Annotated in this window: 14 protein-coding genes and 1 pseudogene; 10 read left to right on the plus strand and 5 right to left on the minus strand. The window is 64.0% G+C overall.

What is annotated here, in order from left to right:
- The 10 genes from F4Z81_09820 to F4Z81_09865 all read left to right on the plus strand — a co-directional run bounded on the left by F4Z81_09820 (position 1) and on the right by F4Z81_09865 (position 11,486).
- Positions 1 to 996: a DUF4381 family protein gene (locus tag F4Z81_09820; protein ID MXW05350.1), complete on the plus strand. Its 996-nt coding sequence runs from the start codon at positions 1 to 3 to the stop codon at positions 994 to 996.
- 7 nt (positions 997 to 1,003) lie between these two features.
- Positions 1,004 to 2,011, plus strand: coding sequence for a VWA domain-containing protein (locus F4Z81_09825; protein ID MXW05351.1), 1,008 nt, complete (start codon positions 1,004 to 1,006; stop codon positions 2,009 to 2,011).
- Between the two features lie 43 nt (positions 2,012 to 2,054).
- On the plus strand, positions 2,055 to 3,065 hold the full coding sequence (locus tag F4Z81_09830; GenBank protein ID MXW05352.1) for a VWA domain-containing protein: 1,011 nt from the start codon (positions 2,055 to 2,057) through the stop codon (positions 3,063 to 3,065).
- 18 nt (positions 3,066 to 3,083) lie between these two features.
- Positions 3,084 to 3,788: a tetratricopeptide repeat protein gene (locus tag F4Z81_09835; GenBank protein MXW05353.1), complete on the plus strand. Its 705-nt coding sequence runs from the start codon at positions 3,084 to 3,086 to the stop codon at positions 3,786 to 3,788.
- Positions 3,789 to 3,792: 4 nt separating this feature from the next.
- Positions 3,793 to 5,202, plus strand: a complete 1,410-nt coding sequence (locus F4Z81_09840) for an aspartate kinase (protein MXW05354.1) — start codon at positions 3,793 to 3,795, stop codon at positions 5,200 to 5,202.
- Entirely contained in the window at positions 5,186 to 6,322 is a 1,137-nt protein-coding gene (locus F4Z81_09845) for a hypothetical protein (GenBank protein MXW05355.1), read from the plus strand. The genes F4Z81_09840 and F4Z81_09845 overlap by 17 nt, the downstream gene beginning before the upstream one ends.
- 27 nt (positions 6,323 to 6,349) lie before the next feature.
- Complete coding sequence (asd, locus tag F4Z81_09850; GenBank protein MXW05356.1) at positions 6,350 to 7,408, plus strand: aspartate-semialdehyde dehydrogenase; 1,059 nt, start codon at positions 6,350 to 6,352, stop codon at positions 7,406 to 7,408.
- A 4-nt stretch (positions 7,409 to 7,412) separates the two neighbouring features.
- On the plus strand, positions 7,413 to 9,323 hold the full coding sequence (locus tag F4Z81_09855; protein MXW05357.1) for a protein BatD: 1,911 nt from the start codon (positions 7,413 to 7,415) through the stop codon (positions 9,321 to 9,323).
- 20 nt (positions 9,324 to 9,343) lie between these two features.
- Positions 9,344 to 10,219, plus strand: coding sequence for an SH3 domain-containing protein (locus tag F4Z81_09860; GenBank protein ID MXW05358.1), 876 nt, complete (start codon positions 9,344 to 9,346; stop codon positions 10,217 to 10,219).
- A gap of 67 nt (positions 10,220 to 10,286) precedes the next feature.
- Positions 10,287 to 11,486 carry an aminotransferase class V-fold PLP-dependent enzyme gene (locus F4Z81_09865; GenBank protein MXW05359.1) on the plus strand — a complete coding sequence of 400 codons (1,200 nt, stop codon included), beginning with the start codon at positions 10,287 to 10,289 and terminating at the stop codon, positions 11,484 to 11,486.
- A 43-nt stretch (positions 11,487 to 11,529) separates the two neighbouring features.
- Here the strand turns inward: F4Z81_09865 and F4Z81_09870 are convergent, their stop codons facing one another.
- The 5 genes and pseudogenes from F4Z81_09870 to F4Z81_09890 all read right to left on the minus strand — a co-directional run bounded on the left by F4Z81_09870 (position 11,530) and on the right by F4Z81_09890 (position 14,101).
- Complete coding sequence (locus F4Z81_09870) at positions 11,530 to 12,249, minus strand: sulfotransferase (GenBank protein MXW05360.1); 720 nt, start codon at positions 12,247 to 12,249, stop codon at positions 11,530 to 11,532.
- 74 nt (positions 12,250 to 12,323) lie between these two features.
- Complete coding sequence (surE, locus tag F4Z81_09875) at positions 12,324 to 13,007, minus strand: 5'/3'-nucleotidase SurE (protein ID MXW05361.1); 684 nt, start codon at positions 13,005 to 13,007, stop codon at positions 12,324 to 12,326.
- Between the two features lie 6 nt (positions 13,008 to 13,013).
- Positions 13,014 to 13,241 carry a hypothetical protein gene (locus tag F4Z81_09880; GenBank protein ID MXW05362.1) on the minus strand — a complete coding sequence of 76 codons (228 nt, stop codon included), beginning with the start codon at positions 13,239 to 13,241 and terminating at the stop codon, positions 13,014 to 13,016.
- 203 nt (positions 13,242 to 13,444) lie between these two features.
- Positions 13,445 to 13,669, minus strand: a complete 225-nt coding sequence (locus tag F4Z81_09885) for a PspC domain-containing protein (GenBank protein ID MXW05363.1) — start codon at positions 13,667 to 13,669, stop codon at positions 13,445 to 13,447.
- Between the two features lie 264 nt (positions 13,670 to 13,933).
- Positions 13,934 to 14,101: pseudogene (locus F4Z81_09890) on the minus strand (PspC domain-containing protein).
- Positions 14,102 to 14,250 lie beyond the last annotated feature (149 nt).

Raw genomic sequence — 14,250 nt, forward strand, 5'->3', positions numbered from 1 at the left:
GTGAGGCGGCATGCGGTGAGGCGTTCCTTTTTTCTCGCCACCGTCCTGGTGGCCGTCGCGACGGACCCGGTCGACACCGGAGCCTTCCCCGGACCGCAGGAAGGAGATTCCGGGTTTTCGATCGAGGCCTCGGTGGACCGCGACCGGATTACCGTGGGCGATCCCTTCCTGTACCGGGTCACCGTGAAGAGTCCCGGCAACTCCGCGATCGAATGGCCGGAATCCGGGACGCCTCCTGAAGGTTTCGATCTCCTGTCCTTCGAGCATGCAGGACCCCTGTCCGGACCCGGCGACGCGAACATCGATCTGCTCCGGTACGAACTCACCCTGTACCGGACCGGCGAGCATTCCATCCCGCCCTTTGCGCTCAAGTGCGTCTTGTCGGATGGCACCGAGTTATCCGCCGAATCAGAGGCCATTCCGTTTTCCGTCGTCAGCGTAATAGACGATGATGCCGCGGATATACGCGATCTGAAATCCCCGGTGGACATCCCCGGCGGGGCGCCCTGGTACTACTGGCTGGTCGCCGGACTGGTGTTGCTCGCCGTCGCGGCGGCCGTCTTCCTGTACATCAGGCGCCGGAGGAAACGGGAGGACCCGCAGGGTACGGTCCCGGAGATCGAACGCCCGCCCGAAGAGATCGCCATGGAAGAACTGGAACGGCTGGCCCTGAAGGAGTGGCTGGCAAAGGGACGCGTGAAAGCCCACTATTCCGCGCTTTCGGAAATCCTGCGCCGGTACCTGTCCGGGCGCTACGGGATAGCCGCGATGGAATTCACGACCTCCGAGCTGCTGACGGCATTGAACGCGCGCCAGGTCGGCCACGAAGAATCCCGGGTCGTCCGGGAACTTTTCGAAGAATGCGACATGGTCAAATTCGCCAGGTTCACGCCGGAAACGCATCGGCAGTCGCTTTCGCTGCGGGTAGGACGGGAGATCGTCGAGCTGACACGTCCGCCCGTAGTATCGGAAGTCACTGAGCCGGCAAAGGACTGATGCTCCCATGTTCTTTTCTACGCCCATGATCCTGGTGTTGCTCTTGATCCTGCCGGTGCTTCTATGGACGTACCGCAGGCGATTGAAGTCACGCCGGGGCGGACTGAGCTTCTCGGACATCTCCTTCGTCAACCGGTTGGGACCCGCGTCCGCCCTGAAGTACCGCCACGTTCCCACCGCGCTGCGCACCATGGCCATCGGCCTGGCCATCCTCGCCCTGGCCCGCCCGCAGACCGGCACCGAAGGCGCGGAAGTGATGACGGAGGGGATCGACATCGTTCTGGCGCTCGATATATCCGGGAGCATGGGGGCGGAAGACTACAAGCCACGCAACCGGCTTTTCGTGGCCAAGTCCGTGATTTCCGACTTTATCCGGGAACGGACGAACGACCGGATCGGCATGGTGGTCTTCGCGGGACGCAGCTTCACCCAGTGCCCGCTGACGCTGGACTACGACGTGCTGCTCGGCCTGCTGGACCAGGTGGAGATCGGGTTGACCGAAGACGGTACGGCCATCGGGATGGGCATTGCCAATTCCGTCAACCGGCTGCGGCAGAGCACCGCCGAAAGCAAAGTGGTCATTCTGCTTACCGACGGCGTGAACAACACCGGGGCGATCGACCCCATCACCGCGGCCAAGGCAGCCGACGCGCTGGGGATCAAGATCTACTCGATCGGGATCGGGAAAGAGGGCGGCGCGCCCATCCCGGTCGACGACCCCGTGATGGGCCGCACGTACGCGCGCAACCGTGACGGCAGCCTCGCCCTCACGGAAATCGATGAAGGGACGCTCAGGGAGGTCGCGCGGATCACGGGAGGGTTCTATTTCAAGGCGACCGATGCCGAGATGCTGTCCCACATCTACCAGCGGATAGACGCGCTGGAACGTACGGAGATGAAGGTCATCGCCTACTCGAGGTACACCGAACTGTTCGGGTATTTCCTTTTGCCGGCCATGTTTCTCATACTGGCGGATATCGTGCTGTCGCATACCCGGCTGAGAAGACTGCCGTAGCACGTACGGCCCGGTGGCGGCGTGTAACGGCCGAGGAGCCGACATGCAGTTTGCACAACCTGAATACCTCTATCTCCTGGCGGCCGCGCCCCTGCTCGTCCTGTTCTTCGCCGCGCGGTTCCGGCGCAGGCGCGAAGCCCTCAGGCAGCTGGGAGAACCGGAACTGATCGGCAGGCTGTCCCGTTCAACCGTGGCGAGAAGACAGTCGGTCAAGGCCGCCCTCGTGCTCTTTGCCCTGATCTGTTTCATGCTGGCCCTCGCCCGGCCGCAGTTCGGGACCCGGTCCGAAACCGTGCGCCAGACCGGATTCTCGGTCATGGCCGCGCTGGACGTTTCCAACAGCATGCTGGCCGAGGATGTCCGGCCGAACCGCCTCGTCCGGGCCAAATTCGCCGTCCGGTCCCTGGTAGGGAAGCTTCGTAACGACCGGATCGGCCTGGTGGTATTCGCCGGGTCCGCTTTTCTCCAGTGCCCGCTGACCACCGATTACAGCATCGTGGATCTCTTTCTGGACGGCATCGATACCCGGACCGTGGGTACCCAGGGTACGGCCATCGCGGAGGCGCTGCGCATCGCGGGCCGGTCGTTTCGGCAGGATCACAAGGGGTACAAGGCCGTCGTGCTGATCACCGACGGAGAAGACCACCAGGAAGACCCGCTCGCCATCGCTTCGGAACTGGCGGCCCAGGGGGTACGCGTGTACGTGGTGGGCATCGGCACGCCGCAGGGCGTACCCATACCGGTTACGGACGAGGACGGCAGGGTCGCCGGCCACATGCGGGACCGGTCCGGCGCGGTGGTCATGAGCCGCCTGGACGAGTCCACGCTGCGACATATCGCGGAAACGACCGGAGGGGCATACTACAGGGCCTCGCCCGGTGGAGAGGAGATGGACCTGGTATACGACACCATCGCGTCACTGGAGAAAGCGGAGTTCGAGAGCAGAGAATTTACGCAGTACGTTGAACGGTTCCAGTATATATTGTTCTTCGGCCTGCTGCTCCTGGTCGCGGATACCGTGATCCGGGACCGCGGACCGCTCGACGAATCGTAAGGAACGGAAACCGAAGCCATGAGCGCAATCCTGGTCTTCCTGTTGTTTCTCGGCTGGCAGCCGGCTGTGAAGAACGCCCGCGGCAACGAACTGTATCAACAGGAAAAATACGATGAGGCGCTGGCGGCATATGACGAGGCGCTGGCGGAGGACGGCGAGAACCCGGCACTGCATTACAACCGGGGAAACGCGCTGTACCGCTCCGACCAGTATCCTTCGGCTGTACAGGCCTACGCGAACGCGATAGACGGCGAGGCGCCGGTCGGTGGCCGGGCCCAGTACAACATGGGAAACAGCCTCTATCGCATGGGCCTGCTGAAGGATTCCATCGAGGCCTACAAGGCGGGCCTGCGGATCGAGCCGGACGATATCGACATGAAATACAACCTGGAATACGTGATGCGGCAGCTTCAGCAGCAGGAGGAACAGGAACGCAGAAACGCGCAGGACCGGCAGCAGGACCCGGAGGACCAGGCCAACCAGGATGCCCAGGACAACCGGGATGACCCGGACGACCGGGACGACCGGGACGACCCGAACGACGGGGGACCGGAACCCGATGAAGAGGAAAGCCCGGAAGCGCCTCCGCCGCCCCGTGAGGGGGAACTGAGCAGGGCGGAAGCGGAACGCCTGCTGAACGCCCTGAACAGGGACGAGCAGGACATCCAGCGCCGGCTGCGTAGACAACAGGCCACGCAGGTCAATCCGGAGAAAGACTGGTAACCTGATGATCGTCATGAAATTCGGCGGCACTTCCGTAGGCGGTGTGGACGCTATTCGTCAAGTCGTCGAGATCGTCGCGAAGTACCGCGAACACGATATGGTGGTGGTCCTGTCCGCCATGAGCAAGGTGACCGACGCGCTCCGAGCCATGGCGGCGCAGGCCTGCGAGGGTACGGAGCCCACGGCCTCCCTTTCTGCGCTGAGGAAACGCCACGAGGACACGGTCCATGCCCTGGCCGAAGGAAAAGAGCGGGAACAGGCCCTCGAGGTCTGTGCCGGACTCATCGACGAACTGTCGGGCATCCTGCACGGCATCACGCTGCTCAGGGAGCTTTCCCCCCGTTCGGTCGACCTGGTCAGCTCCTTTGGCGAGCGCCTTTCCGTGGTCGTTGTCTCGGCCGCGCTCAGGTCGGCCGGCCTGTCGTCCCTGCCCGTCGACGCGCGGGAGTATGTGAAGACGAACGAGCGCTACACCGAGGCGGAGGTGAATTTCGCCGAGACGGACCGGCGGCTTTCGGCGGGCCTGGCGCCGATGGTATCGAGTGCCCGCATACCAATCGTAACGGGGTTTATCGGATCCACCGACGAAGGCGTGACCACGACCCTCGGGCGAGGCGCTTCGGACTACACCGCCTCCCTGGTCGCCAGTGCGCTGCAGGCTGAGGAAGTATGGATCTGGACGGACGTGGACGGCGCGATGACGGCCGACCCGAGGATCGTCGAGGACGCCCGCGTCCTCAAGGAGATATCGTATCTCGAGGCTTCGGAGATGTCCTATTTCGGCGCCAAGGTACTCCATCCCATGACCATGCTGCCCGCGGTGAAACAGGAGATTCCCATCCGGATACGGAACACCTTCCGGACCGGGCACAGCGGTACGCTCATCACTTCGCGCACCCGCGCCGCACCGCTGGGCGTGAAGGCCGTAACGAGTATCGACCGGCTCTGCCTGATCATGGTCGAGGGCACCAGCCTGAGCCGGACGCCGGATACCCACGCGCGGCTGTTCAAGACCACGGCGGACCGCAAGACCCAGGTCGTCATGATCACGCAGGCTTCCTCTGAACACGACATCTGCCTGGTCGTCGGCGAAGGAGACAGCCCGGGAACGGTCAAGGCGCTGAAGGAGGAATTCCGTCACGAGGTCGCCGAAGGCAGTCTGGAGGAAATCTCGGTTCAGTCCGACCTGGCCGTGGTGGCCGTGGTAGGCGGCGGCATGAAGGGCACCCCGGGAATCGCGGCCCGCACATTCGGCATTCTCGGCGAACACGGAATAAACATCATCGCCATCGCCCAGGGTTCGTCGGAGCTGAACATTTCATTCATCATCGGTCGGGACGACCTGCGGAAGACCGTTCAACTGGTGCACGCGTCATTCGGACTGGGAGGGGACGGAGATTTTGAGCACGATTAACCTGTTTCAATTCGGCAAGGGCAATATCGGCGGAACCTTGATCCGCCAGGTGGCGGACCGCGCCGGCTCCCTGGCCGAAACCACCGGCCTTTCCTTCGAATACATCGGCATCTGCGGCCGGAACCGGCTGATTTTCAATCCGGGAGGACTCAACAAGGCGTTAAGCGGCCCCGGCGGCCTGGACCGGCTGCTCGAAGACGGGGACAGCCGCAAGGACTACCCGGGCGCGGCCGCCATGATCGATCGCCTGCTGGGCGGTCCGGGCGGTCCGGGCGGTCCGGGCGATCCGCCCGGGAACCTGTGCGTCGTCGACACCACGTCCGCCGAAATGACGGAAGTGCACCTGGCCTGCCTTCGCCGGGGCGTACCGGTCGTGACGGCCAACAAGAAGCCCATCACCGACCGGAGCGCCGCCTACGAAGAGATCCGGCGGCTGGGCCGCGCCGACCGGATGCGGTACTGGTACGAAACGACCGCCGGCGCCGGCCTGCCCATCGTCAGCACCGTCAGGGAACTGGTGGATACCGGGGACGAGGTAACGCGGATCGCGGGATGCCTGAGCGGCACGCTGGGATACATCTGTTCCCAGCTCGACCACGGCCGGACCTTCTCCGAGATCGTGCGGGAGGCAAAGGAACTCGGGTATACGGAACCCGATCCACGGGACGACCTGAACGGGATGGACGTGGCCAGGAAGGCCTTGATCCTGGCCCGTGAGATCGGATACCGCCTTGAACTCGACGACCTGGAGATCGAGGGCATGGTCTCCGATGCACTGCTGGACGCACCGTCGGTGGATGCGTTCATGGCCATGCTGACCGGAGAAGACGCGGCCTACGCGCAGCGGGTCGAATCCGGTGGAGATCGCGGTCAGGTGCTGCGGTACGTCGCCACGGTGGGGGACGGCACGTGCCGGGTAGGCCTCGAAAACGTGGACCGGGAAAGTCCCCTGGGAAGCCTGGCCGGTCCGGACAACATGGTCGTGTGCACCACCAAGCGGTACCGGGACAACCCGCTGATCGTGCGGGGACCGGGCGCGGGGCCGGAGGTCACGGCGGGCGGCCTGTTCGGAGACCTGATCAAGGCGGCAAGGGCGCTGCCGGGCAGCGATCATCCATGACCTTCATTCCAGATCCGGGAGCATGAAATGGCGACGAATGAAATCAAAGTAGGGGTCCTTGGCGCTACCGGGGCGGTCGGGCAGCGGTTCGTCCAGTTGCTCGAAGACCATCCGTGGTTCAGGATAACCGCCGTCGCGGCATCGGAGCGGTCGGCCGGCAAACCCTACGCGGAAGCCGTGACCTGGCGGCTGGACACGCCGGTCCCGGAGTCCGTGCGCGCGCTGCCCGTCGCGCTTTGCGAACCGGGGCTGGACTGCGACCTGGTGTTCTCGGGCCTGGATTCCGCGGTGGCCGGCCCGATCGAGGCGGCCTTCGCGGCGGCCGACTACGCCGTCGTCAGCAATTCGAAGAACCACCGCATGGACGAGGACGTGCCGCTGCTTGTTCCCGAGGTCAACGGGGACCACTGCGCGATCATCGACTACCAGCGCAGGCGCAGGGGATATGGCCGCGGGTTCATCGCGACCAATCCGAACTGCTCCACCATCGGCCTTACGATGGCGCTTAAGCCGATCGTCGAACGCTTCGGCATACGGCAGGTCGCGGTCACCACCCTGCAGGCCCTGTCCGGGGCCGGTTACCCGGGCGTCCCCTCCCTCGAGATCCTCGATAACGTGCTGCCCTACATCGGGGAAGAAGAAGACAAGATGGAGCGGGAAACCCTGAAGCTGCTGGGCAGGTTCAGGGACAACCGGATCGAGCATGCCGGGATCGTCGTCAGCGCGCAGTGCAACCGGGTACACGTCCAGGACGGCCACATGGAATGCGTTTCCGTCGCCCTGGAGAACAAGACCGATACGAACGGTCTCGCCGAGGCGTTGCGCAACCACCGGGGACCGCCCCAGGAACTCGGCCTGCCCTTCGCTCCCGCGCGTCCGGTCATCGTACGCGATGAACCGGACCGGCCGCAGCCGAGGATGGACCGCGACGCCGAAAACGGCATGGCCGTGACGGTGGGCCGGATACGGCCCTGTCCGGTGCTGGACATGAAATTCGTGGTACTTTCACACAACACCATCCGGGGGGCCGCGGGTACGTCCATCCTGAACGCGGAGTTCCTGCGGACCCAGGGATACCTGGATTGAACCCATGAAACGGTGCATGCAGACCGGTCTCATCGTATTGCTGCTGCTCGGCGCACGGGCCGCTTCGGGTCAGGAGATCTCGGTCACGGCCGAGGTCAGTCGTACCCGGATGACGGTCGACGAGACGCTGATCCTGACGGTTTCAGTCTCCGGTTCCGAACTGGGCGATGTCCCGAAACCTGTTCTGCCCGACATGCAGCCGTTCATCGTCATCGGCAGCACGTCTTCCTCCTCCTCCAGCTTCAACCTGGTGAACGGCAAACTGTCCTCCTCCCGGTCCGTGCGGTTCATCTACCAGTTGAAACCCCGGAGGACGGGCACTTTCGTCATTGACGCCGCCGAAGTGACGCTTGACGGCGTCGCCCACGAAACGACGCCGATCACGATCGAGGTAACGCCGGGCGCACAGGGTTCTTCGCAACCGGGCGCAACCCGTGCCGCGCCGTCCGGCGGTTCACCGTCCACGGCCGCGGGTCAGTCCTCAGCCGCGGGTCTGTCGCAGGATGCCGCCGGCACGCCGGACCTGGAGGATACGGTCTACATCCGGACCAACGTGGACAAGCGGCGGGCCTACCTGGGCGAACAGGTAACAGTGACCTATACGCTATACACCCGTCTGGGCCTGTCGAACGCCCGTTACGACGTGGTCCCCTCCTACACCGGCTTCTGGATGGAGGAGCTCTTCTCCGCCCATCACCTCGACTTCAAGGAAGAAATCATCGGCGGCCGAAGGTACGCCGTCGCGAAGCTGCGCGACATCGCCCTTTTCCCCACCGTGACGGGAGAACTGAACCTCGAGCCGCTGTCGATGATCTGTGACGTGCAGGCCGAACGGTCCCGCAGAAGTCTCTTCGACAGCTTTCTCTCCGATCCCTTCGACACGTTTTTCTCGAATACGCGTCAGATCAGGGTGGTGTCCGGCGAGCAGACCGTGCAGGTGCAGCCGCTGCCGGTCGAGGGCCGCCCCGACGGTTTCCGCAACGCGGTAGGCGACTTCTCGCTCAAGGCGATGGTGGACCAGGCCACCACGGAAGTGAACCAGCCCGTGACGCTGACGATCGAGCTGACCGGGGAAGGCAACCTGAAGACCGTGGAGGATCCCAAACTTCCGCCGCTCGGTGATTTCAAGGAATACCAGTCCGGCAACCGGGCGGAGTACGCGTCCGGCAGGCTGCGGATCTCCGGAACCAAGACCTGGGATCACGTGCTCATCCCCACGGTACCCGGCGACCATGCCATCGCTTCGCTGGCCTTTCCTTTCTTCGATCCCGATACGGATTCCTACCGGGTTACGACGACCGAACCGATAACGATTTCCGTCCTGCCGGCCAGCGGATCGCAGGCGGCCGTCGTCGGCATGCCCCGCAGATCGGTCGTCCGGCAGATCCGCGAAGATATCCAGTACATCAAACCCGAAACGGCTTACCTGGGCGACCAGGGCGAGGTCCTGTTCCGGTCGACCTGGTACTTGCTGCTGCATGTCCTGCCCATCGCGGCGATTCTGGCGACGGTCCTGTACCGGTCCCACGCCCATCGCCTGCGGCGCGACACCGGTTTCGCCCGGCGGCGCCGGGCGAGAAGCACCGCCCTCGGCCTGCTGCGCCGGTCCCGGGAGCAGCTGGAAAAAGGCGCGCTCGACCAGGCCTTCACCGGCATTTCCAACGCGTTGTACGGTTACGTCGCCGACAGGTGCAACCTGCCGACGGCCGGCCTGACGTCCCCTCGCGCTGTCGAACTGCTCAGGGAACGGGGCGTGGACGAAGACACCGCTGCCCTGGTCAGGGACTGCCTGGATGCCTGCGACCTGGCCCGGTTCGCCCCGACGGCGCATACGGCGGAACACGCCGGCGACCTGATCGACAAGGCCCGGAACGGTATCGAATCCATCGAATCCCAGCTATCCCGAGACCGTTGAAAGCCACCGCGATTCACGATATGCGCGCGGATGGCCTGCCGGCGGCCGTCTCTAACCCGGATCGGAGACCGGAAGTCCGGGGTTTTCGACACCTGGTTGCGGGGGCTCGTCACCTGGTTGCGGGGGCTCGTCACCTGGTCGCGGGACTGGGCCTGGCCGTCCTGGCCATCGGCCTTGCGGCCGCTGGTTGCGCCGAAGACCCGGTGGACCGGCAGACCACGGAGTTGTACCGCCAGGGCAACCTGCTGTATGAGGGCGGGAAATTCGCGGAGGCCAGCCGGACGTACGAACGCATCATTGAACGCGGGGTACGCAATGGGCACGTGTACTACAACCTGGGGAACGCCTATTACAAGCAGGATCGGATCGGCCTGGCCATCCTGGCCTACGAGCGGGCGACCCGCCTCCTGCCCCGGGACGCGGACTTGCACAACAACCTGGACCTCGCGAAGGAACGGACGACGGACCAGATCGCGGGCGAAGTGCCGTGGTTCGGCCGGCAGGCGCTGGACGGCGTGACGGTGAACGAAGCCACGGTCGCCGCGACCTCGGCCGGGTTCCTCGCGTCGCTGGCGCTGGTGGGCTTTCTGCTCGCGAGGCGGCCGCGCACGCGGTCCGCGACCGGTTACGCGCTCCTGGTCTCCTGCATCGCGCTGCTCATGGCCGCCGGGTTCCTGGGCATCAAGATCTACGACAGCCTGGTGAACGAGGAAGCGATCGTCCTGCGGCCGACGGCCGTGGTCAGAACCGGACCCGACGTATCATCCGAACCGGTTTTCACGCTGCACGAAGGCGCAAAAGTCCAGCTGGTCGAACACCGGGACGACTGGCTCCGAATCCGCCTGCCGGACGGAAAGAACGGCTGGTTGTCACAGGACAATCTCGAGAGGATCTGACCCGCGACGCGTCGAACCCGATACACTTTTCACATTCAAACCGGACACAGGACGACAGAACACGCCCATGTTTACTTCCATTTCCGAACCGCAGACCCAGCCCATCGATCCCGATGACCGGGCCTACTGGTCCCAGGTCCGGTCCCAGTTCATGCTGGAACCGGGCCACGCCTATCTCAACAACGCCGCCCTGGGCATGCCTCCCAAGCCTGTTCGGGATGCCGTCGCCGCGGGATTCCGCCTGATGTCCGAGAACCCGTCGAAGGCCAAGCGGGATTTCCACGGCTACATCGAGTCCGAGCTCAGGCCGGCCATGGCGGGTTTCCTGGGTGCGGAGACGGGTGAAATCGCCCTGGCGCGCAATGCGACCGAGGGACTCTACCATATCGTAAACGGACTGGACCTGGCGCCGGGAGACGGGGTCCTGATGACCACGCAGGAGCATCCCAGCGCGGTGAAGCCCTGGAAGGTAAGGGCAGAACGGTACGGTATCGAGGTCCGGGAAGTCCATATCCCCAGCCCGCTGGAGGGAGCGGACGACATCCTGGAACGTATCTCCGCAGCGATCGACGGGCGGACGAAAGTGCTCTTCTTCTGTCACGTCACCCGGGGGGGATACCTGTACCCGGTAAAAAGACTCTGCGCAATGGCCAGGGAGAACGGGCTGATATCGGCCGTCGACGGCGCCCAGGCGGTTGGGATGCTGGACGTCGACCTGGCCGAGGTCGGCAGCGACCTGTATACCAACAGCCTGCACAAGTGGTTCCTCGGTCCCGCCGGCACGGGATTCCTCCATGTCCGCCGCGCCATGCAGACCTCCTTCAGCACCCTCTACGTGCCGGAGGCTGAACCCGGCGGCGACGCGCTCCGTTACGAAATCCAGGGAACCTACGACCTGCCCGTGCGCGCGGCCCTCGGCACCGCCCTGGATTTCCTGAACCGCATCGGAATAGGCAATATCGAGCGGCGCCTGCGCATGCTGTCGGACTACCTGAGAAAGGCCCTCCTGGAAGTCCCCGGGCTGCGGCTGCTCACCAGCCTGTCCCACGATGTCTCGTCTCCGGGTTCCACCATCTTCGAGTTCGACGGGATCGACGCGGCGCGGTGGCGCGGTCCCATGGAGGAAGAAGCGCAACTCCACGTGGACGACCACGACCGGGACGGCCACCGGGGCCTCCGCATCTCCACCCACTACTACAACACGACGGACGAAATCGACCGGTGCGTCGACAAGCTGAAGGAACTGGCACGGCGGGAAGGGCGTTAAGCGCGGCTGCCGCACCTTGAATCAGTCGGCCGGCCTGGCCGGTTCAGACCTCGTATCCCAGCTCGTCCAGCGCTTCGCCCAGCAGGTCCATCGGGAGCGCGCCTTCGGCCTTCTTCCACCGCCCCACCGCTTCGGGCCGCACGACGATACGGCTCAGGGAGATGTCGAGATAGGCTTCAAGCCGTCGGAGAGTCTCTTCCTGTTTCAGCACGAAGTCTTCGAACCGGACGGTCACGAGGTGGCCGGGTACCGGCGTCGCCTTCATGAGCCGGTACTGGTACAGCCACGAAATCGCCCGCTGCCGCCTGATGTCCGCCGTGTCGGGATACTCGATGCCGAAATCGCCGAGATCGTCGGTCCGGTGCGAGGCGAGGATGCCGTCCCGCGGGTCCCGGATCCAGTGGATATACCGGATATCGGGATACATGCGGACGATCCACGGATAGATGAGCGTGGTTTCCGGCAGTTTCCAACCGCGGAAAGGAGCCCCGTTTTCCAGCACGTCCGCCAGGTAGGCTTCCACCTTCTCCACGAATTCCGGGTCGATGTCCATTCCCAGCACCTCTGAGAAATCCCAGGAGGTGCCACCGGTCCACCGGACGTACTTCGCGAAGATCCGGCAGGCGTCATACAGGTCGTGCGGGGGTACCTTGTCGCCCGAGGCGTTGATCGTCCGACCCATGTAGACACCGCTGGTGTATAGCGTGTGGGACATGGCCCGCGTGCCGGAGTGTCCCCGGCCAATTATGGTAATGATGGGCATGGTCTGTACTCGGTGGACGGTGACGGCCGTCTGAACAGGATCAGCAGGTTCCTTCAGGAAATCGGCGGGAAAGATCAGACCCGGATCTTCGACAGGGAAATATGCCCGCTGAAGCACTGGTCGATATCGGAGCCGGGTTTCCGGTGCCGTTCGTGATAGATCCCGGTATGCAGGTAACCGTTTTCGGTCGGCGTGAACGCGATGCGGAAGGGACTCGTATCCACCGGAGTGGACTTTACTTCAAGGCGGGTTTCGTCGTGATCCGGGTGGGGGAGGTTGACGTTGTAGAAGACCCCGGTTCCCGGTTCCTCGCTCAGCAGGCGTTCCAGGACCGGCTTCAGGCGTTCCGCGGCCAGCGGCCAGTCGATCTCCCGGCCGTCCGCCGTGTAATGCGACAGCGCCATGGCCTTGCAGCCGTGGATGGTGGCTTCTCTGGCGGCGGCCACCGTGCCGGATTCGTAGACGTCCACCCCGAGATTGCCCCCGTTGTTGATACCGGACAGCAACCAGTCCCCGTCGGTCGCAAGCTGGTTGACCGCCAGGCGCGCACAGTCGGCGGGCGTTCCCCATACCCTGTACCTGCGGCCTCCGAGTTCATCCACGCGAATGGGCTGGTTGTTGGTCAACTGGTGCGCCGCGCCCGACTGTACTTCCGCCGGGGCGACCACGACCACTTCACCCCACTGCGACGCCAGGCCCTCGAGCGTAAGCAGGCCCGGCGCCTCGATTCCGTCGTCGTTGGTGACAATCAGTTTCACAGCGGCCTACTTGCCCTGGGCAGTGGATTTTCCGGACGGTTCGGATGGTCCGCCATGCGGCTCGGACGGGCCGGATGAGTGCGCGCCGCCCGTTTCCCCGTGGTTGCCCCTGCCCTTCAACCGGCGCCAGCAGGGATAGATCAGGCGGACTAAAGGATAAATCGTCAGGACGGCGAGTACGCCGCTGATGCCCTGTATGGCGCGTGCCAGGCGTAGATTGTGCTTTTTTCTCATACACATCTCGTCGATGTGACATTAAAAAGCGACCGGTCCCGGGTACTGACCGATCGCGAAATACGCTAGTCGGCTGAACGCCGCTTGTCAAGCCGATTCAAGGAGTCCGGTACGAAACCGGTCGGGGAAACTCGAGGCCGGTACCGGACGCGGGATGCGGATCATTACCGGCGGTCGATCGGTTTGACGCGGCACGTCACATGCTATCCGTCTTCTGCGGGGTGCTCGGGACGTCCCTCGGGCATGATGAAGGCCATGAAGAGGTAGATCAGCGTTACCGTTCCAATGGAAAACAGAAAGGCGATGAAGAACCCGATACGCATCAGCGTGGGGTCCAGGTTGAAGGCATCCGCAAGGCCGTTGCACACGCCGAAGATCTTCTTGCCTTCATTCAGCCTGTACAGCCGTCGATGTTTGAAGAACTCCATGATCTGCCCTCTGTAGACGAACAAAATGAATACCGCGGCGCCGATGGCCACGATGGGAACCATGGGCAGGAAGAAGGAGAACAGCCCGAAATCCGGCGCATATGACCAGGTCAGTACGATCACGGCCAGCAGGATGAACAGGCCGCCTAGGACCATGCTGTTGTTCCGGTTGGTGGGCTGGTTCTCCGCAATCTGCCGCGCGCCCTGTTCCGGCTGGTCCGAATTCCCTGAATCGGTGGGCGAATCGGAGGCCGCCGCGGGGGCAAGGCCCGGATCCCGTGGTATGATGAAGACGCATACCAGGTAGGCCAGAAAGACGAAGGGGCCGAATACCGGCAGGGTGATGACCGTGAAGGCCACCATGGCGATACGCAGCACGGAAGCGTCCACGTCGAAGTACTCGGCCAGGCCGCCGCAGATGCCGCTGATCATCCGGTTGGATGCGGATCTGTAGAGTGTTTTGTCGGGCACGGCAGCGTTACCTTTCCTCTTTTTTCGGTGCCGGCGGTTCTTCCGGTGCCGGCGGCTCTTCCGCGGCCGGTGGGCTTGCGGGTTGGGCCGGTGGGCTTGCGGGTTGGGCC

The organism is Gemmatimonadota bacterium, from assembly GCA_009835325.1.
Lineage (GTDB): Bacteria > JAAXHH01 > JAAXHH01 > JAAXHH01 > JAAXHH01 > JAAXHH01.